Origin of the sequence: Actinomadura sp. HBU206391 (assembly GCF_014323665.1) — a bacterium.
GTDB lineage: Bacteria > Actinomycetota > Actinomycetes > Streptosporangiales > Streptosporangiaceae > Actinomadura_C.
This window is the reverse complement of sequence record NZ_JABVEB010000083.1, coordinates 1-26,195: the sequence shown is the minus strand read 5'-3', so window position 1 is coordinate 26,195 and position 26,195 is coordinate 1. Positions and strand designations below refer to the sequence as shown.

General features: G+C 68.4%; 27 protein-coding genes and 1 tRNA gene. 10 read left to right on the top strand and 18 right to left on the bottom strand.

The window, feature by feature from the left end; translation table 11 throughout:
- The 5 genes from HKK72_RS22390 to HKK72_RS22370 form a co-directional block, all read right to left on the bottom strand.
- A partial coding sequence (locus HKK72_RS22390; protein WP_187236366.1) for a hypothetical protein occupies positions 1-650 on the bottom strand: 650 nt, incomplete at its 3' end.
- 236 nt (positions 651-886) lie between these two features.
- Entirely contained in the window at positions 887-1,567 is a 681-nt protein-coding gene (locus tag HKK72_RS22385; RefSeq protein ID WP_315987388.1) for a response regulator transcription factor, read from the bottom strand.
- Positions 1,564-2,787, bottom strand: coding sequence for a sensor histidine kinase (locus HKK72_RS22380; RefSeq protein WP_187236365.1), 1,224 nt, complete (start codon positions 2,785-2,787; stop codon positions 1,564-1,566). Before HKK72_RS22380 ends, HKK72_RS22385 begins: the two co-directional genes overlap by 4 nt.
- Positions 2,788-2,888: 101 nt before the next feature.
- Positions 2,889-3,326 (bottom strand): hypothetical protein, encoded by a 438-nt coding sequence (locus HKK72_RS22375; protein WP_187236364.1) that lies wholly within the window; start codon positions 3,324-3,326, stop codon positions 2,889-2,891.
- A 61-nt stretch (positions 3,327-3,387) separates the two neighbouring features.
- Complete coding sequence (locus tag HKK72_RS22370) at positions 3,388-4,176, bottom strand: hypothetical protein (protein ID WP_187236363.1); 789 nt, start codon at positions 4,174-4,176, stop codon at positions 3,388-3,390.
- 85 nt (positions 4,177-4,261) lie between these two features.
- Here HKK72_RS22370 and HKK72_RS22365 point away from each other — a divergent pair, with 85 nt between their 5' ends.
- Entirely contained in the window at positions 4,262-4,855 is a 594-nt protein-coding gene (locus HKK72_RS22365) for a TetR/AcrR family transcriptional regulator (RefSeq protein ID WP_187236362.1), read from the top strand.
- Positions 4,856-4,994: 139 nt separating this feature from the next.
- On the opposite strand, the gene HKK72_RS22360 is transcribed toward HKK72_RS22365, so the two are convergent.
- Positions 4,995-5,660, bottom strand: coding sequence for an SRPBCC family protein (locus tag HKK72_RS22360; RefSeq protein WP_187236361.1), 666 nt, complete (start codon positions 5,658-5,660; stop codon positions 4,995-4,997).
- Between the two features lie 641 nt (positions 5,661-6,301).
- Between HKK72_RS22360 and HKK72_RS22350 the strand changes: the two genes are divergently transcribed.
- A complete protein-coding gene (locus HKK72_RS22350) occupies positions 6,302-6,682 on the top strand; it encodes a DoxX family protein (protein ID WP_187236360.1) in 381 nt (126 codons plus the stop codon).
- Between the two features lie 232 nt (positions 6,683-6,914).
- Here the strand turns inward: HKK72_RS22350 and HKK72_RS22345 are convergent, their stop codons facing one another.
- Complete coding sequence (locus HKK72_RS22345) at positions 6,915-7,421, bottom strand: hypothetical protein (RefSeq protein ID WP_187236359.1); 507 nt, start codon at positions 7,419-7,421, stop codon at positions 6,915-6,917.
- 719 nt (positions 7,422-8,140) lie between these two features.
- Here HKK72_RS22345 and HKK72_RS22340 point away from each other — a divergent pair.
- Positions 8,141-8,431, top strand: a complete 291-nt coding sequence (locus tag HKK72_RS22340; RefSeq protein WP_187236358.1) for an endonuclease/exonuclease/phosphatase family protein — start codon at positions 8,141-8,143, stop codon at positions 8,429-8,431.
- A gap of 1,015 nt (positions 8,432-9,446) precedes the next feature.
- Here HKK72_RS22340 and HKK72_RS22335 read toward each other — a convergent pair.
- Both HKK72_RS22335 and HKK72_RS22330 read right to left on the bottom strand, forming a co-directional pair.
- The gene (locus HKK72_RS22335) at positions 9,447-10,043 is read right to left on the bottom strand and encodes a hypothetical protein (protein WP_187236357.1); all 597 of its coding nucleotides are present in this window, start codon (positions 10,041-10,043) and stop codon (positions 9,447-9,449) included.
- Complete coding sequence (locus HKK72_RS22330; protein ID WP_187236356.1) at positions 10,021-10,530, bottom strand: DNA/RNA non-specific endonuclease; 510 nt, start codon at positions 10,528-10,530, stop codon at positions 10,021-10,023. The genes HKK72_RS22335 and HKK72_RS22330 overlap by 23 nt, the downstream gene beginning before the upstream one ends.
- Before the next feature lie 109 nt (positions 10,531-10,639).
- Between HKK72_RS22330 and HKK72_RS22325 the strand changes: the two genes are divergently transcribed.
- Both HKK72_RS22325 and HKK72_RS22320 read left to right on the top strand, forming a co-directional pair.
- Complete coding sequence (locus HKK72_RS22325) at positions 10,640-11,242, top strand: tyrosine-type recombinase/integrase (RefSeq protein ID WP_261987067.1); 603 nt, start codon at positions 10,640-10,642, stop codon at positions 11,240-11,242.
- Positions 11,243-11,336: 94 nt separating this feature from the next.
- Positions 11,337-12,011: a hypothetical protein gene (locus HKK72_RS22320; protein WP_187236355.1), complete on the top strand. Its 675-nt coding sequence runs from the start codon at positions 11,337-11,339 to the stop codon at positions 12,009-12,011.
- 160 nt (positions 12,012-12,171) lie between these two features.
- Here HKK72_RS22320 and HKK72_RS22315 read toward each other — a convergent pair.
- The 7 genes from HKK72_RS22315 to galU form a co-directional block, all read right to left on the bottom strand.
- Positions 12,172-12,248, bottom strand: a tRNA-Ala gene (locus HKK72_RS22315).
- 173 nt (positions 12,249-12,421) lie between these two features.
- On the bottom strand, positions 12,422-13,105 hold the full coding sequence (locus tag HKK72_RS22310) for a hypothetical protein (protein WP_187236354.1): 684 nt from the start codon (positions 13,103-13,105) through the stop codon (positions 12,422-12,424).
- Between the two features lie 172 nt (positions 13,106-13,277).
- Positions 13,278-13,907 (bottom strand): GNAT family N-acetyltransferase, encoded by a 630-nt coding sequence (locus tag HKK72_RS22305; RefSeq protein WP_187236370.1) that lies wholly within the window; start codon positions 13,905-13,907, stop codon positions 13,278-13,280.
- Between the two features lie 64 nt (positions 13,908-13,971).
- Positions 13,972-14,454: a molybdenum cofactor biosynthesis protein B gene (locus HKK72_RS22300; RefSeq protein ID WP_187236353.1), complete on the bottom strand. Its 483-nt coding sequence runs from the start codon at positions 14,452-14,454 to the stop codon at positions 13,972-13,974.
- Positions 14,455-14,503: 49 nt separating this feature from the next.
- On the bottom strand, positions 14,504-15,004 hold the full coding sequence (moaC, locus tag HKK72_RS22295; protein WP_187236369.1) for a cyclic pyranopterin monophosphate synthase MoaC: 501 nt from the start codon (positions 15,002-15,004) through the stop codon (positions 14,504-14,506).
- Between the two features lie 20 nt (positions 15,005-15,024).
- Positions 15,025-16,248, bottom strand: coding sequence for a gephyrin-like molybdotransferase Glp (glp, locus tag HKK72_RS22290; RefSeq protein ID WP_187236352.1), 1,224 nt, complete (start codon positions 16,246-16,248; stop codon positions 15,025-15,027).
- Positions 16,249-16,327: 79 nt separating this feature from the next.
- Positions 16,328-17,233, bottom strand: coding sequence for a UTP--glucose-1-phosphate uridylyltransferase GalU (galU, locus tag HKK72_RS22285; RefSeq protein ID WP_187236351.1), 906 nt, complete (start codon positions 17,231-17,233; stop codon positions 16,328-16,330).
- 33 nt (positions 17,234-17,266) lie between these two features.
- On the opposite strand from galU, the gene HKK72_RS22280 reads away from it, so the two are divergent.
- From HKK72_RS22280 to HKK72_RS22265, 4 genes are all read left to right on the top strand, one after another.
- Entirely contained in the window at positions 17,267-17,905 is a 639-nt protein-coding gene (locus HKK72_RS22280; protein ID WP_187236350.1) for a 5-formyltetrahydrofolate cyclo-ligase, read from the top strand.
- A gap of 61 nt (positions 17,906-17,966) precedes the next feature.
- Positions 17,967-18,977: an NAD(P)-dependent oxidoreductase gene (locus HKK72_RS22275; RefSeq protein WP_187236349.1), complete on the top strand. Its 1,011-nt coding sequence runs from the start codon at positions 17,967-17,969 to the stop codon at positions 18,975-18,977.
- Between the two features lie 451 nt (positions 18,978-19,428).
- On the top strand, positions 19,429-20,913 hold the full coding sequence (locus HKK72_RS22270) for a potassium/proton antiporter (RefSeq protein WP_315987387.1): 1,485 nt from the start codon (positions 19,429-19,431) through the stop codon (positions 20,911-20,913).
- An 84-nt stretch (positions 20,914-20,997) separates the two neighbouring features.
- Positions 20,998-21,330 (top strand): FmdB family zinc ribbon protein, encoded by a 333-nt coding sequence (locus tag HKK72_RS22265; RefSeq protein ID WP_187236348.1) that lies wholly within the window; start codon positions 20,998-21,000, stop codon positions 21,328-21,330.
- A 62-nt stretch (positions 21,331-21,392) separates the two neighbouring features.
- On the opposite strand, the gene HKK72_RS22260 is transcribed toward HKK72_RS22265, so the two are convergent.
- Complete coding sequence (locus HKK72_RS22260) at positions 21,393-22,535, bottom strand: serine hydrolase domain-containing protein (protein ID WP_187236347.1); 1,143 nt, start codon at positions 22,533-22,535, stop codon at positions 21,393-21,395.
- 98 nt (positions 22,536-22,633) lie between these two features.
- Entirely contained in the window at positions 22,634-23,680 is a 1,047-nt protein-coding gene (locus tag HKK72_RS22255; protein WP_261987066.1) for an RNA polymerase subunit sigma-70, read from the bottom strand.
- Positions 23,681-24,049: 369 nt separating this feature from the next.
- Between HKK72_RS22255 and HKK72_RS22250 the strand changes: the two genes are divergently transcribed.
- Positions 24,050-26,194 carry an MMPL family transporter gene (locus HKK72_RS22250; protein WP_187236346.1) on the top strand — a complete coding sequence of 715 codons (2,145 nt, stop codon included), beginning with the start codon at positions 24,050-24,052 and terminating at the stop codon, positions 26,192-26,194.
- Position 26,195 lies beyond the last annotated feature (1 nt).

Sequence of the window (26,195 nt, the reverse complement as noted above, 5' to 3'; positions counted from 1 at the left end):
CTGACGACCCGTACCGGGTCGGCGCGTCGCTCCGGCCGCCAGGCGAGCGGCGCCAGGGCGAGCCAGAACAGCGCGGCGCCGAGCGGCAGCAGGTTCAGGTCGGCTCCGATGACGCCGAAACCGGCGAGGAACGCCACAGGGCTCCAGACCGGCAGCAGTCGCGGGCCCGCGGCGGCGAGCTGCGCGAGAAGTACGAGCATCGCCACCTCGAACAGGATCGGCCCGGCCTCGTAGAAGACGGCCGGCACCACCCGCGGATCGCCGTCGTACTGCGCGAACAGCCTGCTCATCTCCGGGCGGTCGGCCGCCTGGAGCCCGACGATGATGTCGACGACCACTCCCCGCACGAAGGCCACGAGACCGGCATAGCCCACCACCGCGGCCACGGTCGCGACCACCCTGTGCACCGCCTTGGTCGCGGGCACCAGGCGGCGCAGACCGTCGATCACCACGGTGAACAGCAGCAGGCCGCCGAGGAAGAGCACGTGCCCGACCGTCCAGGCGAGTCCCGGCCCGTGCGTGCCGTCCAGGCCGTCGAGCAGGCGGACCAGCCCGTAGGCGAGCATCAGCAGTGGCGCGACGAGGAACGCCGCCCGGGTCACGGCCTCGCGGCGGGTGCCCCAGGATCGGTCGAACGGCTTGATCTTCACGTGCATCACTCCAGGAGGCCGGACATCGGTCGATGTCCCCATCCTCCGGACACGCGGCCCTCGTGTGATCGCCGTCTCGGGCGGTCTTTGCCCCTCGGTGGCGCGGGTGAGACCGGGCCCGCGTCTCGTTCTCGCGAGGGAGGGCCGGGGCCAGGCGGGAGCGGGAGAGACATGGCGAAGGAAGCGCGGAAAGAGGCCTCGGGCCAGATCTACCAGAACGGCTCAGCCAGAACAGCTCAACCAGGCCGGATCAGATGGGCCTCGTACGCGGCGATGACCGCCTGCACGCGGTCGCGCAGCCCGAGCTTGGTGAGCACGTTGCTGACGTGCGTCTTCACGGTGTGCTCGCTGACCACCATGGCGGTCGCGATCTCGGCGTTGGACAGCCCCCGCCCGAGCAGCTTCAGCGTCTCCAGCTCCCGGGCGGTCAGCACCGCCAGCCGTTCCGAGGGCGGCCGTCCCTCACGGGGGCGGTCCCGGGTCAGATCGGAGATCAGCCTCCGCGTCACCGTCGGCGCGAGCAGCGACTCCCCGGCGGCGACCACCCGTACGGCGTGGACGAGGTCGTCGCGGCGGACGTCCTTGAGCAGGAACCCGCTGGCGCCCGCGTAGAGCGCGTCGTACACGTAGTCGTCCTGGTCGAAGGTGGTCAGCATGATGACCCGGCAGCGGGTCTGGGCGCAGACGATCTTCGCCGCCTCGATGCCGTCCATCCCCGGCATCCGGATGTCGAGGAGCACCACGTCGGGCTCGCTGCGTCGTACGGCCTGAAGCGCCGCCGCGCCGTCGGCGGCCTCGCCCACGACCTCGATGTCCGGCTGCGCGTTGAGGATCATCGCGAAGCCACTGCGTACGAGTTCCTGGTCGTCGGCCAGCACCACGCGGATCACCGAGGCCGACCCGTCGCGGCCGTTCACGCGGCCCTGCCGGTCTGCGCACGGGGCGGGGCGTGCCGATCCGGCCCGGCGTATCGCAACCGGGCGGTCACCTGGAAGCCGCCTCCCGGCGCCGGCCCCGCCTCGGCGGCACCACCGCAGGCCGCGGCCCGCTCCCGGATGCCGATCAGCCCGTGCCCTCCGCTCTGCGCCAGGTCCGATGCGCCGCCCGTACCCCGTCCGTCATCGGTGACGGTGACCACCAGCTCGTCGCGGCTCCACTCCAGTCGTACGGCGGCGGACCGCGCGGCGGCGTGCTTCACCGTGTTGGTCAGCGCCTCCTGCACGATGCGGTACGCGGCGACCTCCACGTCCGGCGGCAGCGGTCGGGGCTCGCCGTCGACCCGCAGATCGACGCGCAGGTTCGTGTGCTCCACCTGGGCCACGAGCTCGGCGATCGAGGCGACGGTGGGCTGTGGCTCCCGTACCCCGATGTCCTGTTCCTCCTTGAGCACGCCCAGCATGCGGCGCAGCTGCAGCATGGCGTCCCGCCCCGCGCCGGCGATCGCGTCGAACGTCTGCTCGGCCTGGGCGGGATCGCTCCGTACGACGACCGGCCCTGCCTCGGCCTGTACGACCATGATGCTGACCGCGTGGGCGAGCACGTCGTGCATGTCACGGGCTATCCGGGCCCGTTCCGCCACCGCCGCCCGCGCCGCGTCGGCCTGCCGCTCCCGTTCCAGCTGGGCGGCCCGCTCCTCGAGGGCCGTGGTGCGCGCCCGGCTGGTCCGCGCGAGGGAGGCGAGCAGGTACGCGGTCAGCGGCAGCAGGAGGCTGAACATGAACTCGGGCGCGGTGTTGCCCTTCAGCCACGCGCCGGGCGGGATGGCGATGACGATCACCGCCAGGACGGCTCGGCGCTGCCAGACCCGGCCCATGTCGGCGATGGTGTAGATGACCACCAACCCGCCGTACTGCAGCATCTGACCCGGCCGGTGGTGCATCGAGACCAGGATGCCGCTGATGAGTATGGTGATCGCCACGGTGGCGAGCATTCGCCGCCGCCAGATCAGGGGCACCACGGTGCCCGCGTTCAGCAGTATGCCGAGCTTCGTCACCCCACCGGGTGGAGCGTTCAGGAACTGCACCATCACGGCAACGGCGACGGCGGCCGCCACGGCGGTGTCGACGACGTAGGTGTTGCCCTGCCGAAGACGCGCCGTGATCTCCGTCCATCTCCGGCGAACCCGATCTACCAGCATGAATGCAGTATTCCAACCGGTTCCCCGGCCCGCCTCCCTCGGACGAGTGAGACGCGCGCCCGTCCTCGCGAAGCTCGCGGGCGGCGCTCACGATGACGTGGTCAGCAATGGCAGTCGATGCCCACGGCCATTCGCGTGTGGTGCTCTGCGAGCAGGGAACGCACGGCGTCTCGCCAGGCCTGTTCCGGCGTGCCCTCACGATCGGACCACCGGCCGTCGGGGGTGATGACCGCGTACGGGACGAGGTCGTCGACGAGTTCCGAGACGGGGCGCAGGTTGTCCTCTGGCCGCACGACGTCCAGACCGTATCTTTCCCGGTACTGCTCGGGAGGGAGGCTGTAGTGCTGTTCCTTGCCCCAGATGACACCGTCGTATCTGCCGCCGACCACGAAGCCGTCGCACTTGACGTTCGGAATCCGGCGGCCGGTTTCCTCGTCGAGGAGATCACGGGACCAGAACGGCATCATCAGCTGCTCGGCTCGCGCGAGGGGATCCGGATCGGCCTCATCGACGAGTACGAGGGTCAGGAAATGCGCCACGATCCTGGACGGTAACAGGACATGCCGGCGACCAGCCCAGAGCCGCCCTCCACGACGAGGCTCACGGCTGTTGATCGGATGCTCGCGGGCCTTCGGCAGGCCGCTTGGTCCTGCGGCGTCGAGTCCAGGCGAAGGCGAGCAACAGCCCACCGCCGGTGAGCATGGCGATCCCCGACGGGAGCAGGAATGCGAATCGCAGCCCGATCGAGGCGTCCACGTCCACGCCGGGTTCGGCGGTAAGGCGCATGATGACGACGGACCAGGCGCCGTGGGTCTTGTTCCACGTCAGCGTTCGGGTACCGGCGCCGGCAGAGGTCGCCACCCAGAACGGTTGATCGGCCGGATTCCGGGCGTTGGCGGTTCCCGGCACTCGGTGGAAGGCGGCGCGGAACGGGTTGAGCTCGGCCGAGGTGAACTCGTCATAGGAACTGCCGCGAAGGTAGGCCTCGACGTCGTCCTTGGGCCCGATGCCGACGAACATGTGGGTGTGCGGGTTCGCGGCTCGCACCACGACCTGGACCCGGGCCAGTTCACCGATATCAGTGCTCGGATCCGCCGCCTGAGCCGAGGTCGAGCCCACCTCGATCTCGTCGGACTTCAGCGCCGCGGTGGGCGTGGTGAAGCGATGGGCCGCGGTGCTGAAGTAACCGCCGGAGTCGGCTTGCACCGCCGCCAGCAGGGTGAACGCGCATCCCATCAGCAGGAGCAGGGCCGCCATCACCACGACGAGGACGAGCCGTGGGCGGCTACGCCCGCGGTTGCGCTGTCGCGGTACGGCCGGCGCCGAGCCATCGGTCGCAGGCAGCCACAGCCGGGAGACCGGCCTGCTGTCAGATCGGAGCAACGTCATGTCCGTCCTCCAAGGGAGCGGAAGGCTTTGTAGCACGCCTGTGCTACTACCTCGGAAAGTAGCACAGGCGTGCTATAAAGACCCCATGCCCAAGGTGGTGGACCCTGCGGAGCGCCGCAGTGAGCTGGCAGCGGCCGTGTGGAGGGTGATCCGCCGCAACGGCCTGGATCACGCGTCGGTCCGGAATGTCGCCCGCGAGGCCGGCCTGTCGATGGGGTCACTGCGGCACTACTTCGCCACGCAGTCCGAGCTGATGATCTTCGCCCTACAACTGATCATCGACCGGATCGAGGCTCGGATCGAGGCGCTGCACACCGAACCGGAACCCCGGCGGCAGGCCGAGCGGGTACTGGCCGAGCTGTTGCCCATGGACGCCGAACGCCGCGCGGAGAACGAGGTATGGCTGGCCTTCACCGCTCGCGCGATGGTGGACCACGAGCTACGCGCCCTGAAAGATCGCAGTTTCGACACTCTTCGTGACGGCTGCCGAGCGATGGTCCGCAGGCTCACGGGAACCGGCCGATCCGGACTCGATGTCGAGCTCGAGGCCGACCGACTGCACGCCCTGATCGACGGGCTGGCCGTACACGCGGCCATGCGGCCGGACCTGACCACACCCGAGCGGATGCGCACCATCATCACCCGCCACCTCGACGAGCTCGAGATCACGGCCCGGTGACCCGGCGGCTTCCCATCCGGCGGATGGAGACCAGGGGATCACACGCGGGAACGTCACCACTGAGCTCACGGCCCGAACCGTAGTGGCGGCCACAGCCGAGGCGGCAACGGTATCCGAGGTCCGCCGGCGACCTTCGCGCTCAGCCTTCGGATCCGGTGGGCTCCTCGCCGGGAAATGCGCCGGTGTAGGCGGCCGCACAGCGGTCCGCCGCGCTCCGCGCCTTGGCCTTGTCGGCGCCGGCCGCGACGTCCGCCTCGTACCAGCGCTCGCCGCTCAGCGTCAGGAACCTCTTGCCCTCGTCACCGGCCAACCAGGCGTTGACCACCTCGGTATCTTCTGGATGCGCCGAGGCCATGTGCAGGGCGAGGCCCATGACGGCCATGTCCCAGCCGATGCCGACCGCACCGGGGCCGAATTCATCCCAGTGTTGTTCATCTCCGACGGTTGCGAGGTGCTCGAGCTGGAATCGGGTCCGGCCGTCCATATCGGTGGACAGGCTCACCTCGATCCAGCTCATGCCGCCCCCGTACTCCCAGGTCGCGGCGAAGCCCTTCGGCGGATCGCACCGCTCGACCGTGCCGGCCGCGTTGCCCTCGAGCTGGTACCGGCCGCCCAGCCGGAGCTCCCCCGAGACGGGCAGGAACCAGCGCGGGATGCGCTCGGGATTGGTACAGGCGTCCCACACGTCCTCGACGGTCGAGTCGTACGTCTGACTGACCGTCACCACGCGCATCTCGCCCGCTTCGATCACGCGCGCGCCCACGCTCCGTCGTACGGCATTGATCTGCTGCGTTACGTCGATCACGAACTTCTCCTGGTGTTCGGTTCCCAAGGCGTAGCGAAGAACCGGACACTACAAGTACCAAGTTATATAAGTCAATGCCTATAAGATCGCCAGGCGGCCCCTGCCGAGGGCATCGCCAAGCGCACCTTCTCATTCAGGAGACGCGCATCAGCCCGTCGCCCAGGGCCGGAGCTTCTCAGGGTTCCATACCGCCCAGATGTGCTTGATCCGGTCGCCTGCGACGTCGAACGCCATCACCACCACGGTGACGCCCTCTTGCTGAGCCACCAGACCGGGCTTCCCGCTGCTGTCGGGACATGGTGTACCAGCGGGCGTAGGTCTCTGGTACGACATCCTCGGCATCGGCCAGAGAGCCGAGGAGCCGGTACGCGAGATTGATCAGCTGGCGCCGCTCGCTCAGATCGCGCTCAGGCCCGAATCGAGCCGACCGTCTCCTGGCTCGGATCGGATGCTCATGGTGCCGACGGCTCCCTTGGCCGCATCTGCCCTCACCGGTTCGACGAGACAGCGCACCGAACTGTGGGGCCGGCGCGTCGCCTCACATTCCAAGCGGTCGCGTCGTCGTACTGCTGAGACGAACACCATCCCGCGAACAGGAAAGCTCAGCGTCCGGTCGCTCACCCCCGGCAAGGAAGAACCTCGTGAACATCGCTCTGTGGATCATTGCGGAACTGCTGGCCCTGGCCTTCCTGGCCAGCGGCGCCATCAAGCTGACCTGGACCAAGGAGAAGCTGGCCGCCTCCGGCATGGGAGCCGTCGAAGACTTCAGCACCGGCACCGTCAAGACCATCGGCATCCTCGAGGTCCTGGCCGCGGTGGGCCTGATCCTGCCCGCCGCGCTCGACATCGCGCCGGTTCTGGTGCCGCTGGCCGCCGTCGGTCTGATGTTGCTGATGGTCGGCGCGAGCATCACGCACCTCCGCCGTCACGAGGCCCAGGCGATCGTGGTGAACCTGGCCCTGCTCGCCCTGGCCGCCTTCGTGGCCTGGGGCCGCTTCGGCCCCCAGTCCTTCACCGGCTGACCCGGCGCGGCGTCACGCGAACGGGAACCCATTCGCGGTCCGGCGGCATCTGTTCGGGCGAGGGGCCGGGCCAGGCCCGTCCCTGCCGTCGGTGGCCCGGCTCGTGCTCGCCGCGGCCGGCGAGTCGGTGGTGCGAGCTCATCCGGGGGCGACTGCGGAGGTGACGGTGGGGGAGGCGGCTGCGGTAGTGGTTGCGGTGGCGGAGGCTGTGGCGGAGGGTGATCGCCCGCGGTCAGCCGCAGTGCCACGCCCATAGGCAACGCCACCCGCGCTTGGGGTTGTGCCGGTCCCACTCATCCTCGAACTTCTTACGCAGACTGTCCGTATCCGCAAACTCGACGTCATCCTGTCCGCGTTCGTGGCCCGATTTATCCCTTTCGGCATCACTGAGGGGTTGACCCCAGTAGGCAGCCATCCTCTCGGCGTATCTGACTCCACTCTCATAGCCGTGATCGTAGTTAAGCTGCTCGACCCCGTCGGGGAAATCCCGTCCGCCCTCCATGTGTTGTATCGCCCAAATGACGGCCGCTTCTCTCTGAGCCTCATCAATATAATACCTCACACTCGCATCGACATATTCCTCGCGCTCCATCTCCTTCACTGAGGAGTGTGTACCGGATTTGCTTTTGAATTGACGCATTATCTCCAGAAGCGCTTTTCCGTAGTCATTGTCACTTTTAGGATAATCGTCCCATGATCCGTTCTTCTGCTTCATCCATTGAAGCCCCTCTTCTTCCATCCATTATTTTATTATCTGCCAGTGAGTCTGATATCGCGCGATCCTGGCCTCGTCGTCGTTGATGAATTCTTCGTCACTCAATCGATCGGTGCTTTTGTTGGATGATACGTATCGGAGGTTTGGCTTTGATGATGGCTTGGATGATTGCTCGGCCGCCGTCACGCCTTGAGGGCCGGTTGCCGGTTTCGCGCAGGGTTCCTGGGCCACGCGGCAGACCGCTTTGTGAGTGGTCGCCATCACGTAGGCGGCCGACTAGAGGCTGTCTCGTCACGTCTCGGACATCGTGGAACGCCAGGCGACCGGCAAAACGGCCGCTCAAGCCCTCCAAGATCACCTGCCACCGGCCAGGGCCTACGCTAGGCCCAACGGCCACGGCACAATCTTTCGCTGCCTTCACAAACTCCGATGTGCCGAACTGTGTTGACTCGGCAAGATGAGTCCGTGACGGTCATTCGACATGAGCCATCCCTCCGAAGAGACCTGATATCGGGTGCTATGGAAACCCGACAGTGGCTGACCGTCGACGGCACGATGGACAACGAAGTACGCCATGAGATTGATGATGGCGATCCGAGGGGTGGGGTTGATCTCGGCCTCAGCATCCGCCAAGCCGGCTGGGACCAGATCCCCGGCTGGCCGGCCGATCTGGCGGGTCGCCGCAGTCGCGGATCTCCGTGCGCTGATCCTTTTCGGGTCCGCCGGGGACGAGAGGGAACTCGATGCGCCTGCGAGTGCTGACGCTCAACGTGTGGAACGACGAGGGCGACCCCCGGCGCATCGGCCTGTTGAACCAGGAGCTTCGGCGCCTAGCACCCGATCTGGTGGCCTTCCAGGAGGTCTGCTACCCGGACCGGCGCGACCAGCTCGCGGAGCTGGTCGCCGGAACGGGGCTGGTGCACACGACGCACCAGGCCGGGGTGATCGATCGACCACCGTCCCCCGGACGCCGACCGGCACGGCGGTACCGCGGTGGCCACCCGCTGGCCGCACCGCGTCACCGAGATCCTTGAGCGGAGGCCGGCCGACGTCCCCGATCTCCACTGGTGGACGCTCGCCGTCTCGGTGCGGGTGCCCAGCGTGAGCGAGCAGCCGTTCATCACCCCGACGTCGCCGTGGCGGCTGGACGCCGAGGAGGCCAGGGAACGTTTGGCGCACCGCCAGCGGATCGACTACGTCTTCGTCGGATCCGCGCACGCCCATCCGCAGGGACGAGCACGGATCGTGGCGGCGCGATTGGTCGTCGACCGCCCGGTCGACGGCGTCTGGCTCAGCGACCACGCAGGTGTCCTGGTCGACCTCGACGTCGAGGTCGACCAGGACGAAAAAGGCCGGTTCCTTGATCGGAACCGGCCTCTGACCTTGTGGAGATTAGGGGACGTTATTACAACCCGAAGGACCAGGTCATCGCGTTGGAAGCCCTGCTCAAGAAGCTGCCTGACGCCACGACGCACGTCGTGCGACGATCGACCGCCCGAAGCCACGCCGAGCGCGACAGCTCTATGGCAATCACGTACAGGAGCTCATCGAGGGCTATCAGGCTGGGGCGACGGTTTACGAGTTGGGCGAACGGTTTGGCATCTCGCGGCAGACGGTCAGTGAGATCCTTCACCGCCATCACGTACCGATGCGCAGGCGTGGCCTCTCTCCGGAACAGACCGACGAAGCGGTGAGCCTCTACGAGGCCGGCTGGTCATTGGCGCGGATCGGGGAGCGGATGGGAGTCAATGCGACCACGGTGCTGGCTCGGTTCCGGGACCGAGGCATGAGGACCAGGGATCCGCAGGGGCGAGAGCGATGATCGTAGCCAGGGGCCTGCGAGACGCTTACATGAACACCCCGCGGCTGAAACGAACAGGGGTGTTCACCGCAGTGGGCGGGGTGGCGTTGCCGGCAAGGTTGCGCTACATCACCTCGATGACGTAACCGATCTCCTCGTGGAAGTCGGATGCTGGGGGTGGCTTGTGCCTGAACCTCGCTGAAGAACCTGTCGCCTTCGGGACTGGAGCTGCCTTCCGTGCCGTACGCCTACCACTTAGGGGGGGTTTGATCAGTGTTCTGCTTTATGTCGAAGTCAACCCACTCTTCGGGGAAGTGATCCCCGAAGATAGGGCAGATGAATCTAGCCGCGAGGATATCTCGCAGGAAGTGGGTCAGCGGCCCTCGGTAATGCCACCAGCCGAGATAGTCGTCCGCTATCACGACGGTCCAGCGTTCGGGGTCTTCATGGGTGAGCCAGAGGCATTTCTGCCCGTTTACGGTCACTCCCCATGGCACCAGCCCACCCGGTTCCGGATAGAACGAGTAGTCGACCGGAGGGCCGGCGGGGATGGTCAGGCCCGTCTGCGGGTCGAACCCTCCGGCGGACCGCCGTGTACGTTGGAGATACTCTTTGGCGTCCTCGATTTGGGGTCTCAGCCCCCTGAACAGGTTCCATCTAGGGGCAGTCGGGTGGTAAACGACCAGGAACTCGTAGAATTCAACAGGCGGGTAGCGCTCGACGAACACTTGGTAGTCCGGGGGGAATACGAGTCCGTATTCGCTGTAGATCTCGTCCCAGTCCGGGGTTGTGGGGGTTGCCGCCGGGTGGCCGATGAGTTGCTCAAGCGACGCAGGGATCGTCATAGGTGACCACTGCCTCCGGGTGTTGGGTATTGGGGATGCATGCATCCAGGAAGAAGCCGTTGGTTCCTTGTGCAACGAGATAGACCTTGTTGGGCATAGCGTATTCGATGCTGGGAAGCGCCCCCGGCCAGCCCGAGGGTCCCACCTTGTCCGGGTGGGGATCGGCTGGCGAGGGCAAGTCGGAGTATACCGGGATCGCGTAGTAGTAGATCTGCTCTCCCTGCACCCCGACAGCATTGGCGACCCTGTTCTCCACTGGTTTCTGCAGGCTGTTGTTGGACCGCTGGAACTGCGTGATGAGGTTGTTTTGTAGGCGTTTCCCGCCGAGTTGGTTACCCAGTAGGTGGCCGCGATGGAAGAGCCAGCTATCCCGGGTGAGCTCTATATTGGCGGTGGGCCAGCTGCTGGGTACCTTCCATTCCGGCCGGTTGTCCGTCCGCGGCCAACCTGGTGAAGGATCTCGTATGGATGGCGCCGAAAGCCTCACACGAAGTCGATCGCCGCTGTGTCGTCAATCCCACCCAAGCGCGAGCACTGCTCGACGCCGTCCGCGACCAACGCACCAGCGGTCCCGGCTCGTCGTCTTCTTCGGAGTGATGTACTACTCCGGTCTTCGGCCGGAGGAGGCCGTCAACCTCCGCGAGCACAACATCATCCTCCCACCGCTGATCTGGAATAAGGGTTCCGAGCAATGGGAGGAGCCGGCCGACAACTGGGGAGAACTGCACTTCGGCAACGCACCACCCGACATCGGCGGCGCCTGGACCGACGACGGCGCCCAGCGGGAACGCCGCGGATTGAAGCACCGGCCGGAAGGCGCGACACGGACCGTCCCATGTCCACCAGAACTGACCCGGCTTCTACGGAGCCATCTGGAGGAGACCGGCACCGGCCCCGGCAAGCGTCTGTTCTGGGGCGTGCGGGGCGGAGAGCTGCCCACGAGCACCTACCACCGCGCATGGGACAGGGCCCGTGGAGCCGCTCTCACGGCCGACGAGTACGCCTCTCCGCTCGCCCGCCGGCCCTACGATCTCCGCCACGCCTGCGTGTCCACGTGGCTCAACGGCGGAGTCGCACCCACCCAGGTAGCTGAGTGGGCCGGCCACAGCGTCGCCGTCCTACTCCGGATCTACGCCAAGTGCCTCGTCGGACAGTACGAAGCCGCAAAGCAGCGAATCTCCGCAGCCCTCCGCTCGTAGGTAACAGAACTCCACCAACCCGGCACTAGCGGCTAGCCGGAGTCTGGGAGATGCTCCCCCGGAAACCCGCCTACCTGGAACCGCGCTCCACAGCGTGAACCCAGACTCCGGCAGAAAGGGGATCGGCGCCGCCAGCGCTGCAGCTATGGACACAGGCAGCCGAATAACGCTTGCGCTCGGTGTGGTCACTGCCGGCGTAGCACTGATCGGTTACTGGTTGAACCTGCATATCAAACGTCGAGAAATCAAGATCCAGACCTACGCTACGGCGCTACAGGCCATCCACGACTACGAAGAGTTACCGTATGCCATCAGGCGCCGGCGAAGCTCTGAGGCCGAGGTGCGAGCCACGCTTGCTGAGAAGATCAGCGAGGTCATCGCCAAGCTCAACTATCACCAGACGCTCCTGAACATGCACTCGCCTGTCGTCGCGGAAGCGTACTCCGACCTCTTTGCCAGAACACGGCAGCTCGGAGGTCCCTATCGAGGCGCAGCATGGCGCACGAATCCCATTTCCGCAGACGAGGACGTGCCGAGGGCGGCGTACTACCCCTACGACAACGAGCCCGAGCTGAAGATGTGCCTGCTTGCGATGCGCCGCGAGCTGACACCGCTGGGATACCTGTTGCGGGGCCACACACGGCGTCTATTGCGAGCGCTACGTGAGCAGCGCCCGACCCGCGAAGAGCCCGAGTGGATGCGGCTTCGGCGAGAGCGCCTCTTCCGAGGCTTGGAGACCGGAGATCCCGCCGCAGAATCGACTTGCTGACGCGGCCCTCGGCCACTGCCGCGAGACTTCGGCACGTATTCGGCACAAGCACCCGTCGCGGACCGACGACGGCCGGACAGAGCCGGACAGCGGCGATCAACAAAACAAGGCGCCCACCTGCACAGATACAGGTGGGCGCCTAGGCGTCTTGGACGCTCCTTGGTGGAGATGAGGGGATTTGAACCCCTGACCCCCTCGATGCGAACGAGGTGCGCTACCGGACTGCGCTACATCCCCAAGGACTCAGCAAGGTTAGCAAAGGTTCGAGGATGTTCGCGCATCGCTTTCCGCCCGGTGGGGTCAAGATCGGTCCCGCAAGGGTCCCGGCCCGGTCGGCTCGTGAGCCGGGCTCGGCCGAACCCCGGCAGGGCCGGCGGACAGGTCCCGTGCACTGGATGATCACGCCCCGATCAGTCCCCGACGGCGCGCGCGACGTCGTCCTCGTCGCCCTCACGCTTCGCGTGCTGATCGAAAACGTCACGGGCCCGGGCCCGCTCGGCGAGATCGATGATCTGCGCCTTGACGGCCTCCTCAGCGCGCCGGGCCTGCTCCGCGACGCGCGCCTCGGCTCGGGCCTCGGCGCGTGCCCGCATCAGCCGCTCGTGGCGTACGGCGTCCATGCCGACCGCCACCCGCAGCAGCGCCAGATGGAACACGAGCAGACCGACCGGCGGCAGCGCCACCCACCAGGGTGCGAGCCCGCTCGCCACGACGCCGATCGCGGAAAGGTTCGCCACCGTGAGCAGGAACGTGCGGCGCCGGCGGCGGGCGATCACGGTGGCTCGGCTCACCCCCCGCCGGGCCGGGACGTCCAGGTCCTCTTCGAAGATCTCCTCAAGCGCCGGCGGGGGGTCGCCGTGCCCGGCCGGCTCGTACGCCATGGAGGAGTCGGCCCGGTCGCCGACCGTCGTCTCGGTCATGGTGCGGGTCACCGTCTCGGTGAGCGTGTCGCCGGTGCCCGGCTCGGCCATGCCGGACCGGCGGTGCAGCAACCGCGAGATGCCCGCGTTGTCGCTGTCACGCCGAAGGTACATGGGTACGAGGACGACTGCCCACACTGCGACGATGGCGAGATAGAGGAGGGTACTGCTCACAGGCCCACCTCTTGGGCGCGCCAAGGACGCGAGTTGACCTTGGGCGCACGTAGGCTCACGTCCCGCACGGTAGGACCCGGTGTCAGCGGTTGACGAGCATAAGGGGCGGTGTGTCGCGAGATCGGGCGCAAGGTGACCCGTTGTTTACCAAATCTCTGTTGATCGCAGAAGTTCACGGAGATGAAGAGGACCGCGGAAATGCCTGTCTACTCTTGGCGAGCCAGCGCGCTCGCAAGCCGCCGGGAACGTCCTCGACGGTGAGCGCGTAACAGATGTGATCTCGCCAGGCGCCGTCGATGTGAAGCTGCCGGCGCCGAATTCCCTCTTCCCGGAACCCGAGCTTTTCCACCACCCTGCGGCTCGCGGTGTTCTCGGGCCGGATATTGGCCTCGACGCGATGCAGGCCGACCGTGAAGAAGCAGTGATCGACCGCCATGGCCACCGCGGTCGGCATCACACCGCGGCCTGCGACGAGCCGGTCGACCCAGTAGCCGATCTGCGCCGACCTGGCAGAGCCCCAGACCACGGCACCCACGGTGAGCTGGCCGGCGAAGTCTCCCTGGTAGGTCACGACCCAGGGCAGGGCCAGCCCCTGCCGCGCCTCGCGGCGCATGGTCTGCACCATGCCCATGTACGGCCCGAGGCCACTGCGAAACAGCGGGGTCTCGGGATTGGTCGGCTCCCATGGCCGCAGCCACTCGGCGTTGCGCACCCGCATGTCCCGCCACGTGGCGGCGTCTCGAATCCGCAATGGCCGAAGCCCGACTAGGCCCTCCGTCAAGGTGACCGGCCAACCCCGCATACGCTCCACAAATCCCATGATTGCCTGCTCTGTGGGCAGGACGCCATCAAATGTTGACACCAGCTCAATCAGTACGTGGGTGATCTCCGCCATGGATCTGGTCGATCGCGTGAATTATGACCGGACCCAGCACGGCCATACCGTCACGTACACCACCTGTGGAGCCCGGCAGATTAACGATGAGCGTCCTTCCGGCAACGCCGGCGAGACCACGAGACAAGATCGCCGCAGGGACCTTCTCGCGGCCCTGAAGCCTTATGGCCTCGGCGATTCCGGGCACTTCCCGTTCGAGAACCCTGCGGGTCATCTCAGGGGTCTGGTCGGTCGGGGTCAGACCCGTGCCGCCCGTGGTGACCACGAGGTCGTACTCGGCCTCGACCGCGTCCCTCAGAGCCTCGAAGACCGGCTCGCCGTCGGGGACCACGAACGGCCCCTCGACCTCACAGCCGGCCTCTCTCAGCAGCTCGACCAGCACCGGCCCGGACCGGTCCTCGTAGACTCCGGCCGCCGCCCGGTTCGACGCCGAGAGCGCCATCGCGCGGATCATGTGTGCCTCACCCTTCCACCGCCGTGATCACGAGGTTGTGCGCGCCGCGTCAGCCGTCACGGCGCCAGGTGCCCGTCTTGCCGCCGGTCTTCTCCTCGACCCGTACGTCTGTGATCACAGCGGCCGGGTCGAGGGCCTTCACCATGTCGATCAGCGCCAGCCCGGCCACCGAGACCGCGGTGAGCGCCTCCATCTCCACACCCGTCCGGTCGGCCGTACGGACGACCGCCGTGACGGCCACCCCGGCATCCCGCACCTCGAGCGTCATCGAGACGCCGTGCAGCGCGATGGGGTGGCAGAGCGGCACGAGATCCGGCGTCTTCTTCGCGCCCTGGATCCCCGCGATGCGGGCGACCGCGAGGGCGTCCCCCTTGGGCACGTCGCCCTCGCCCAGCGCCGCCACGCAGTCCGGCGACAGCCGTACGAAGCCGGTGGCGGTCGCCGTACGGACCGACACAGCCTTGGCCGACACATCGACCATCCGGGCCGCCCCGGACTCGTCCAGGTGGCTGAAGGAGCCGTTGCCGGCCCGCTCCGGTCCAGTGGTCATGGCCACCTCGTCACCTCCGGTCATGGCAGCCTCATCACGTCGACCCTGGCCCCCGCCGGGAGTCGCTCGACGTCCTCGGGCACCACGATGAGCCCGTCGGCCGACGACAGCGCGGCGAGCTGGTGCGACCCCTGGCCCTCGGCGGGGCTGGCCGCGTAGCGCTGGTCCTCGCCGCCGCCGCGCGGGCGGTTCAGCCGGGTGCGCAGATAGTGCCTGACGCCGCGCGGCGACCTGATCTCCTGGGTGAGCACGGCGGACACCGTGGGCAGGGGATCCGGCGGCAGGCCCTGCATGACGCGCAGGGCGGGCCGTACGAACACCTGGAAGGAGACGTACGCGCTCACCGGGTTGCCGGGCAGGGTGAAGATCGGCGTGATGCCGTCGATGAGACCGAACCCCTGTGGCCGGCCGGGGCGCATCGCGACCTTGCTGAACTCCATGCTGCCGAGCCCCGACAGCACGTCCTTGACGACGTCGGCGGCGCCCATCGAGACGCCGCCGGTCGTGATGATCGCGTCGGCCCGCGTGAGCTGGTCTTTGATCGTCTCCAGCACCTTGTCGGGCTCGTCCACCACGGTCGCCTGCCGGTAGCCGACACCGCCGGCCTCGCGGACGGCGACGGCGAGCATGAAGCTGTTGGAGTCCCAGATCTGCCCGGGCGCGAGGGACGTGCCGGGCTCGCGCAGCTCGCTGCCCGTGGACATGACCACCACGCGTGGTTTGGGCCGTACGGGCACGCGGCCGCGACCGACGGCGGCGAGCATGCCGAGCTGCGCCGCGCCCAGCCGTACGCCCGGCTCCATCACCACCTGGCCGGCGCGCACGTCCTCACCGGCCCGCCTGATGTAGTGCCCGGGCGGCGCGGGACGCGAGATGTTCACCTGGACCGTGCCGCCGTCGGTCCATTCGACCGGGACGACCGCGTCGGCTCCGGCGGGCATCGGCGCGCCGGTCATGATCCGGGCGCACAGGCCCGGCTCGATCGCCGAGATGGTCTGGTCGCCCGCCATGACGTCGCCGATGACGGGCAGCGTGGCCGGCCGTTCGGGCGACGCCGCCGCCACGTCGGCGGCGCACACCGCGTAACCGTCCATGGCCGAGTTGTCGAAGGGCGGCAGCGGGACCGGCGCCGTCACCGGCTCGGCCAGCGACGTGCCCTCGGCGTCGAGCAGGGCGATGTCGAGCGGCGCCAGCAGCGGCACCGCGTTGAGGATCCCGGCGAGGTGCTCCTCGACGCTCTTCATCGCCTGCTCATCTCCTCGTGTCGGCTTCCTGATCGTGGTGGTGCCGTCTCAGCTCAGGCCCCGTACTCAGGTCCCGTGCTCAGCCCTCGTGCGCCGCCACGAACTCGCGGAGCCATGGCATGAACTCGGGTGCCAGGTCAGGGCGTTCCGAAGCGAACTGCACGACGGTGCGGAGGTACTCCAGTTTGTTGCCGGTGTCGTACCGGCGGCCGCGGAACAGCACACCGTGCACCTGCCCGCCGTCTTCGGGCTCCATGCCGGCGAGCGTGCGCAGGGCGTCGGTGAGCTGGATCTCGCCGCCGCGCCCGGGCGGGGTCTTCTCGAGTACGTCGAAGACCGCGGGGTCGCAGACATAGCGGCCGATGATGATCCACCGGGAGGGCGCGTCCTCGGGGTCGGGCTTTTCGACCAGGTCGGTCACCTTCACCACGTCGTCCTCGCCGGTCGGCGCGATCGCGGCGCAGCCGTACGAGGAGACCTGGTCCGGCTCGACCTCCATGAGCGCGATGACACTGCCGCCGTGCTGGTTGCGCACCTCGATCATCCGGGTCAGCAGCGGGTCACGGGCGTCGATCATGTCGTCGCCGAGCAGGACGGCGAAAGGGTCGCGGCCGACGTGCTGGCGGGCACAGTAGACGGCGTGCCCGAGCCCTTTGGGCTCGCCCTGGCGGACGTAGTGCATGATCGCGAGTTCGCTCGACTCACGCACTGCCTCGAGTCTTTCGTCGTCGCCCTTGGCGTGGAGCGCCTCTTCGAGCTCGTAGGCTCGATCGAAGTGGTCCTCGATGGAACGCTTGCTGCGTCCTGTCACCATGAGCACGTCGGTGAGGCCCGCGGACACGGCCTCCTCGACGACGTACTGGATGGCGGGCTTGTCGACGATGGGCAGCATTTCCTTGGGGGTCGCCTTCGTGGCGGGGAGGAAACGGGTTCCCAGGCCGGCCGCGGGGACGACCGCCTTGAGTACCGGTGTGAAGTCGGCCATGCGTCGACCCTAGTCACCAGGAGGCGGAGAGTCGTGCACGACCCTGATCGGCAGGCCGAAACATCGGCGGGAACGACCACGGGGGCGGCCCTTTCGGTCGACGCCGAGAAGGCGGCGTGGCGTACGTCGTTGCTGACCGCGCGTGGTCTGCTGAGCGCCGAGGACCGCGCCGCCGCGGCCCGCTCGATCCGTGACGCGCTGCTCTCCCGGCCCGAGGTCGAGATGGCCGCGTCCGTGGCCGCGTACGCCTCGCTCCTCAACGAACCCGACACCCGCGGGCTGCTGTTCGCCCTGTGGAAGCGGGGCACGTACGTCCTGCTCCCCCGGCTGCTGCCGGACCGTGACCTGGACTGGGCGACTTACGAGGGCCCGGACTCGCTCGTGCCCGGCCCGCACGGCCTGCTCCAGCCGACCGCCGAGGCGCGCGGGGTGCGTGCGGTCGAGGCCGCCGACGTCGTGATCGTTCCCTCGCTCGCCGTCGACCGTTCCGGGATGCGGCTCGGCCGTGGCGGCGGGTCGTACGACCGCGCGCTCGCACGCGTGGGCCCGCAGATCCTCACGGTCGGTCTGGTGTACGACGCCGAGCTCGTCGACGCCCTGCCGGCCGCGCCGCACGACCGGCGGCTCAGCGCCGTCGTCACTCCCTCGGGCGGTTTCCGCCGCCTCCCCTGAGCCCGCGATTCGCCGACGGTCCAGCGAATGTCCGATTAGCGGCCTCTGGTAGGAATGGTGCATGGCTCACGGTCCGTGGCGGATTCTGGCGCTCCCCCCGCTCGACGCGGCGATCTTCCGGCCGATGTTCGCCGACCTGGCGGCGGAGGTGTCCGTTCCCGAGACCAGGGATCGTGAGGGGCTGCACGCCGCGCTCGCCGAGGCCGAGCTGATCATCGGTGACTTCACGGGCGCCCTGGCGCTGGACGCGGACGCGGTCGCGGCCGCCCCTCGGCTGGCGTTCGTGCAGATGCCGCAGGTGGGCGTGGACAGCTGCGACCTGGCGGCGCTGACGGCGGCGAAGGTGCCGGTCGCCAACACGGCCGGGGCCAACGCCCGCGCGGTCGCCGAGTGGGCGGTGGCCGCCGCGTTCGCGCTGTGCCGTCACCTCATCTGGGGCGACCGGCGGATGCGCGCGGGCTCGTGGTCGCAGTCCGAGCTGCTGGGCCGGGGCACCCGCGAGATCCACACCCAGCGGGTCGGCATCCTCGGCTACGGCGCGATCGGAGCCGAGGCGGCCCGGATGTTCGAGTCACTGGGCTGCACCGTGTCGTACTGGTCACGGCGCCGGCGCCCGGACGTGTCCCCGGCCTACCTGGACCTCGACGAGCTGGTGGGCTGGTCCGACATCCTGGTCGTGGCGCTGCCCCGTACGCCCGAGACCGTGGGGCTGCTCGGCCCGGAACGGCTCGCGCTGATGCCGCAGGGGGCGTTCCTCGTCAACGTGGCACGAGGCGGGATCGCCCCCGACCAGGCCGTATTCGAAGCGCTGGACTCGGGTCGGCTCGCCGGGGCCGCGCTGGACGTCTTCGAGCCCGAGCCCCTCGCCTCCGACCATCCACTGCGCTCGCACGAGAACGTGCTGCTCTCTCCGCACGTGGCGGGCGCGACCGGGCAGGCCCAGCTCAACATCCTGTCGCAGGTCGCCGCCAACATCGCCGCGGCGGTCAACGGCGCCCCGGTCATCAATGTGGTCAACGACGTGGCACCCCGGATCCACCGGCGGCTGCCCGACGGCTCCCTGGCCGAATGACCTAGGGGCAGCTCGGCCGCTTCCCATCGGACCGCCCGCACGGACGGCCCAACACCTCGACGGCTCGACGGCTCCGCGATCAGATCGCCCGCGGAAACGGCCCGGCGGCTCCACGAGCAGATCACCCGCGGGGACGGCCCGGCGGCTCCGCGATGGGATGCCGGCGGGAGCGAACAACTGCATGATCACGGCGGAGGTTCTTCTGCCGTGATCATGCAGTTGTTCCTGACGGCTCGGCTGTTGCTGACGGCTCGGCGATCTCTCCACCTGGCCGGATGGCCTGCGGAACCGCTTGGCGGCGGCTGACCCGGATGGTCCGCGTGACCACCGGCGCCCGCTCCGGCGGCCTGCCGCCTGAGCTGCCGTCGCTTTACTACAAGTGTGCAGTACACACTCAAATCTGTAGGATCGCTACAACCAGTGATCGCAGCGGGTTTGAGGGGCGGTGTGCGTGCGGCTCGACGTGTGGATGCTCGCGGGCGCCGCTCTTGTGATCGTGGCGATCGTCGCCGTACGGCTGTCGTACCGGATCGGCCTGCCGAGCCTCCTCGCCTACCTCGGTCTCGGCCTGCTGATGGGCGAATCCGGGTTCGGGCTCCGTTTCGACAACACCGAACTGGCCCAGACCCTCGGCATGGCCGCCCTCGTGATCATCTTGACCGAGGGCGGGCTCACCACCAACTGGAAGGACGTACGGCCGGGCATTCCGGTGGCCCTGTCACTGGCCACGGTCGGCACGGCGGTGAGCATCGTCGTCGTGGCGGTCACCGGCCACTGGCTGATCGGCTTCGACTGGCGGCTGGCGTTCCTCCTCGGCGCGGTGCTCGCACCGACCGACTCGGCGGCGGTGTTCTCCGTGCTGCGGCGGCTTCCGCTGCCGCGCCGCCTGGCCGGCATCCTCGAGGCCGAGTCGGGCTTCAACGACGCCCCCGTGGTGATCGTCGTCATCATGCTCAGCACCGCCCACGGCCACCCGCCCGGTCTGTGGTCGATGCTGGCGATCCTGGCGTACGAGCTCGTGGTCGGTGCTGTGGTGGGCCTGCTGATCGGCCCGTTCGGCGCCTACGCCCTGCGGAGGGTGGCCCTGCCGGCGTCAGGTCTCTATCCGATCGCGGTGCTGTCGCTGGCACTGGGCTCGTACGGCGCCGCCACCCTGCTGCACGCCAGCGGCTTCCTCGCCTGTTACGTGTGCGCACTGGCGCTCGGCAACGCCAGGCTCCCGCACCGGCCGGCGACCCGCGGGTTCGCGGAGGGGCTCGCGTGGCTGGCCCAGATCGGGCTGTTCGTCATGCTCGGCCTGCTCGCCTCGCCGTCGGATCTGCCCGAGCAGGTACTGCCCGGGATGGTCGTCGGCTTCGTGCTCGTCCTGGTGGCCAGACCGTTGTCCGTGCTGATCTCCACAGCGGGGTTCGGAATCAACTGGCGCGAGAAAACGTTCATGTCGTGGGCCGGCCTGAGAGGCGCAGTGCCGATCGTGCTGGCCACCGTGCCGATGACCAACAACGTCCCCGGGGCGTACCGGCTGTTCGCTCTCGTCTTCGTCGTGGTCGTGGTGTTCACCCTGCTCCAGGGGCCCACATTGCCGCTGTCCGCGCGGTGGTGCGGGGTCACGGTCACCGGTGAGCCGAGAGAACTGGAGGTCGAGGCCGCGCCGCTGGAAGAGCTCAAGGCCGACCTGCTGGAGGTCCGAGTCCCTCAGGACTCCCAGCTCAGCGGAGTTGAGATCTTCGAGCTGCGGTTGCCCACAGGGGCATCGATAACACTGATCGTGCGAGACGGGCGCAGCTTCGTTCCCGGTCCGACGAACGAGATCCGGGGCGGCGACGTACTGCTCGTCGTCACGACCGCAGCGGTACGCGACGAGGCGGAACGGCGGTTGCGTGCGATCAGCCGACGCGGCAAGCTGGCCGGCTGGTTCGGTGAGACGGGTGAGTAACCGGCCACGGTTCCGCGGGTACCATTAGCAGCCGTTAGATGAGAGTGCCAGCCCGAGCGGGCTGTGTGCAGCTAGGAGGAGCCCGTGCCGACTTATCAGTACGCATGTACCGCGTGCGACGAGCGGCTCGAGGTCGTACAGAGGTTCAGCGACGACCCACTGACGGAGTGCGCGACGTGCGGCGGCCGCCTGCGCAAGGTGTTCTCCGCCGCCGGCATCATCTTCAAGGGTTCCGGCTTCTATCGGACCGACAGCCGCGGCAAGAGTTCCTCGTCCACGGCGGCGAGCGGCTCGGAGAAGTCGGACAAGAAGTCCGAGTCGACGAAGTCCGAGACCAAGAGCGGCTCCGGCGACTCCACGAGTTCGTCCTCGTCCTCGTCGTCTTCTTCGTCCTCCTCCTCCGAGAAGGTCGCCTGATCCTCGGCACGGCCGGATCCGGGCCATGACGGCACCGGACCCGGCCCTTGTCATGCCCGGCCTCAGCCGTCGGCGACGGCCTTGGCGACGATCCCGCCGATCTCCGCGACGACGGCGAACTCCCCTGCGGTCATCCGGTTCTTGGTGAGGGCGAACGCCACTCCGGTGGCCGTGTCGGCGTACGCGGCGCTACCGCCGCTGCCGCCCATCCCGAACACCGTCGGCGCCTCGGGCGCGCCCGGCGAGGGCAGGCCGATGTCGTATCCGAGCCCTCTCTTGCACGGGAACCCGGTGAGCTCGTCGACGCCGCTGACCGCGACGGCGGTGACCTGACGCAGCCGGGGACCGCTGATCAGCCGTACGCCTTCCACCTCGCCCAGCAGCGCCGCGTACATCCGCACCACCGCCCGCGCGGACATGGTGCCGCCCGCGGGGATATCGGAGGTCATCACGTCGGTGCGGTTGCCGTAGGCGGCGCCGGGCAGCACCGCCAGCGGCGCCGCCGTATATCCGTGCACGACCTTGAAGAACGGGATCTCCTGCAGCATCTCGGCCGTCATCTCCGGCAGCTCGCCCTCGCGGGACGCCTCCTCGAGCCTTGCGAGCCTGCTCAGTTCCGGCTCCGGAACGCCGAAGTACAACTCGTCGGCGACGCCGAGCGGCCCTGCCACCTCCTCGCGCAGGACCTGGGAGATCGGCCGCCCGGTCACGCGGCGGATGACCTCCCCGAGGATGTAACCGTACGACTGGGCGTGGTAGCCGGTCCGGGTGCCCGGCTCCCACCAGGGCTCGGCGTCGGCGATCACCGCGCACATCTTGTCCCAGTCGCACAGGTCCTCGGGCCTGGTGTCGGCGGGCAGCCCGGGCACTCCCGCGGTGTGGGCGAGCGCGTGTCGTACGGTCACGCCCTGCTTGCCGTGGGCGCCGAACTCCGGCCACAGGCGGGCGATGGGGGTGTCGTAGTCCAGCGCGCCTCGCTCGGCGAGCACGTGTACGACGGTCGCCGTGACGCCCTTGCCGACCGAGGTGCTGAAGAAGGGGGTTCCGGAGGTGACCGGGCGCCCGGTCGCCGGGTCGGCGACACCCGCGACCGCGTCGACCAATGGCTCGCCGTGCCGGTAGACCGCCACCTGCAGTCCCGTCTCGCCTCCCGACTCGACCAGCCGGTCGATGGCCTCCTGGACCTGCTTCTGCAGTCGCTCCATGATCGCTTCCGTTCTCGAGGCTGACGTGTTCAGCGGTGAGACGGCACGACCGCGAAAGAGGAATCGGTCTCCCCGAACTTTTCTCCGAGCAGGTGGTCTCAGAGTGTCGCGGGCAGCCCGAGCAGCGGGAACACGCCTTCGCCGAACGTCGTGATCTCGGCGACCAGACCGTCCTCGACCCGCAGCACGCCGAGCCACGACGGGCTGAACAGCGCCTCACCCGGGCGCCGCAGGTACGCCGCGGCGGCGGGCTGCCGGTTCGCCCACGTGGGCAGAACACGCCAGTCGCCCCACGCCTCGGGGCCGACCATGGCCCAGCGCCAACCCTCCACGATGGCCTCGCCGCCCAGTATCCAGATCGGCTCCGGTGGCATCGTCTGTACGGCGTCCTCGCGCAGCAGCGCGGCCAGGATGGTCGGGTCGGCCTGTTCGACGGCGTCGATATAGCGCTGCAGCAACGCACGCTCGTCCGCGCTGGGGTCTGCCGACGGCGCCCAATCCGTCCGCCGCTCCGGCAGATGCGCCCGCATCGTCGGCCGGGCACGCTGGAGCGCGCTCTTCACCGTGGCGATGCTCACCTCGAGCAGGTCGGCGGTCTCCTGTCCCGACCAGCCGAGCACGTCGCGCAGGATCAGCACGGCCCGCTGCCTCGGCGGCAGGTGCTGGATCGCGACCAGGAAGGCGAGCTCGATCGTCTCCTTGGCGACGACCGTGGCGTCCGGTTCCGCGTCGCCCGGGGCCGCCGGTTCGAGCAGCCGGTCGGGGTACGGCTGGATCCAGTGGACCTGAGTCCGGAGCGCCGACCCGGCGCCGACACTGGCCACCACCGGCTCCTGGCGTGGACGGGGCCGACGCGGGTGGCGGTCCAGGAAGTCGAGGCAGGCGTTCGTCGCGATCCGGTACAGCCAGGCGCGGAAGGTGGAGCGTCCCTCGTAGCTCTCCCGTCTGCGCCAGGCCCGCAGGAAAGTCTCCTGCACCTGGTCCTCCGCGTCCTCGAACGAGCCGAGCATGCGGTAGCAGTGCACCCGGAGCTCCCGGCGGTAGTCCTCGAAGAGACGGCCGAACGCGGTCTCGTCGCCGGCCCGCGCCGCGACCACGACTGCGGCCTCCTCCATCCGGCCCGGCCTGGCCTCACCCGTAGCCAAGAATCGCCCTCCACCCGGTGGCACCGCAGGTCGCACGTCCGCACAGAGTCTCAGAGCGTCATCTCGTCGATCAAGGGCACGGGCGCCTACGTCGAAAGGCTGAGTGCGCACCTCGTCCGTAGGGGGTAGGCATTCTGGGGTCCACTACTCCACAGGGACCCCATGCGTTCACTTCCGCTGGAGGACGCGGCGCCGGGTGCCGCAAGGCACGATTTCACCGTGACCCTCACCGTGACCGCAGACCGGTCCCGCGCGACCAGGCGTAACAAACTCCTGATCCAGGGTTAACGAGATAGTACTTGACAAGTCTCGGATTCAGAGACATTCTAAGGCTCGCTTACGATATATCTCGAAAATGGGAGTGAGGACATGGGCGGTTCAGGGAAGGTCGCGCCCACGCAGAAGCGATATCGCTTCGCGGGGATACCGGCCGGACGTCGGACAAAATGGGTCGTACTGGTGTTGTGGGTCGTGATCTTCGGCGCCCTCGGCCCGCTGGCCGGCAAGCTCGGTGACGTCGAGGAGAACGACGCCGCGGCCTGGCTGCCCTCCGGCGCCGAGTCGACCCAGGTCATCAAACTGCAGGAGCAGTTCCGCAAGGACGAGACAGCGCTCGCGGTCATCGTCTACGAGCGCTCGACCGGCATCACCCCGGCCGACCAGGCAAAGGCCCAGTCCGACGCCCGTGAATTCGCCCAGTTGCCCGGTGCCGAACAGCCGCAGGGCCCGTTCCCGTCCAAGGACGGCAAGGCTCTGCAGACAATGGTGCCGCTGAAGGACGTCGACCTCATCAAGGCGGTCGACGACGCGCGTACGCTCGCCGAGCGCGGCCCGCCCGGCCTGTCCACCCACGTCACCGGCCCCGCCGGCGGCGCTGCGGACATGATCAAGGTCTTCGAGAGCCTCGACGGCTTCCTGCTCATCGCCGCCGGCCTTGTCGTCATCGTCCTGCTGCTGCTCATCTACCGAAGCCCGACGCTCTGGCTCATCCCCGTCATCACCGCCGTCACGGCGCTCAGCACCTCCATGTCGACGGTCTACCTGCTCGCCAAGTACGCCGACCTGACCGTCAACGGGCAGAGCGCGGGCATCCTCACCGTCCTGGTCTTCGGGGTGGCGACCGACTACGCACTCCTGCTGGTGGCCCGCTACCGCGAGGAACTGCACCGGCACGATGATCTGCACGAGGCGATGGCCTTCGCCCTGCACCGCGCCGGCCCCGCGGTGCTCGCGTCGGCGGCCACCGTCGCGATCGGGCTCCTGTGCCTGCTCCTCGCCGACATGAACTCCACCGCGGGCCTCGGCCCGGTCGCCGCAGCGGGCGTCATCTGCGCTCTCGCGGCCATGACCACTCTGCTGCCCGCCCTGCTCGTCATCTTCGGCCGCTGGGTGTTCTGGCCCCTGATCCCCCGCTACGACGCCAAGTACGAGAACCCTGACTCGTTCGAGAAGGAGCACGGGATCTGGTCGCGGGTCGCTGGAGTGGTCAGCGCCCGGCCCCGCCTCATCTGGACGGTCACCTCGGTCGGGCTGATCGCACTGACCTTCGGGCTCGGCTCGCTGAACGCCAACGGGCTCTCCAACGCGGGTCAGTTCGTGGACAAGCCCGACTCGATCGTGGGCGAGGAGGTCCTGGCGCGGCACTTCCCGGCCGGTTCCGGCAGCCCGGCGGTCGTCATCGGCAACGCCTCCGCCGCGGGCCCGCTGGGCGAGGCCATCACCCGTACGCCCGGAGTTGCCGAACTCGGCAAGCCCGTCACCGCGAACGGCCACGTACAACTCGAGGCGACGTTGCGGGATCCCGCGGACAGCAAGGGGGCCGCGCGCACCATCGAGGCGTTGCGCGAGAACGTGCACGCCGTGGCGGGCGCGGACGCCAAGGTCGGCGGATCGACGGCGGTCACGCTCGACACCAAGCAGGCCTCGACCCGCGACAACAAGGTCATCATCCCGATCGTGCTGGCCGTGGTGCTGCTGATCCTCATCGCGCTGCTGCGGGCCGTCGTGGCGCCGCTGCTGATGATGGTGACGGTGGTGCTGTCCTTCGCGGCCTCCATGGGCGCCAGCGCGCTGTTGTTCAAGCACGCGTTCGGCTTCGAGGGCACCGACGCCGGGTTCCCGCTGCTGGCCTTCATCTTCCTGGTGGCCCTGGGCGTGGACTACAACATCTTCCTCATGCACCGCGTACGGGAGGAGTCGGCGGCGCTCGGCACCAGGCCAGGCATCCTGCGCGGGCTCACCGTCACAGGCGGGGTCATCACGTCGGCCGGCATCGTGCTGGCGGGCACCTTCGCGGCCCTGGTCACCCTGCCGCTGGTGTTCCTGGCCGAGATGGGATTCGTGGTGGCGTTCGGGGTGCTCCTCGACACGATCGTCGTCCGGTCGCTGCTGCTGCCGGCGCTGTCGTTCGACATCGGCCGGCGGATCTGGCTGCCCAGCCGCCTGGCCCGGGCCGACCGCCCGGCATCGGCCGCCGAGGGCCCCGAGCCCAAGGTGCTGGAGTCCACCCACTGAC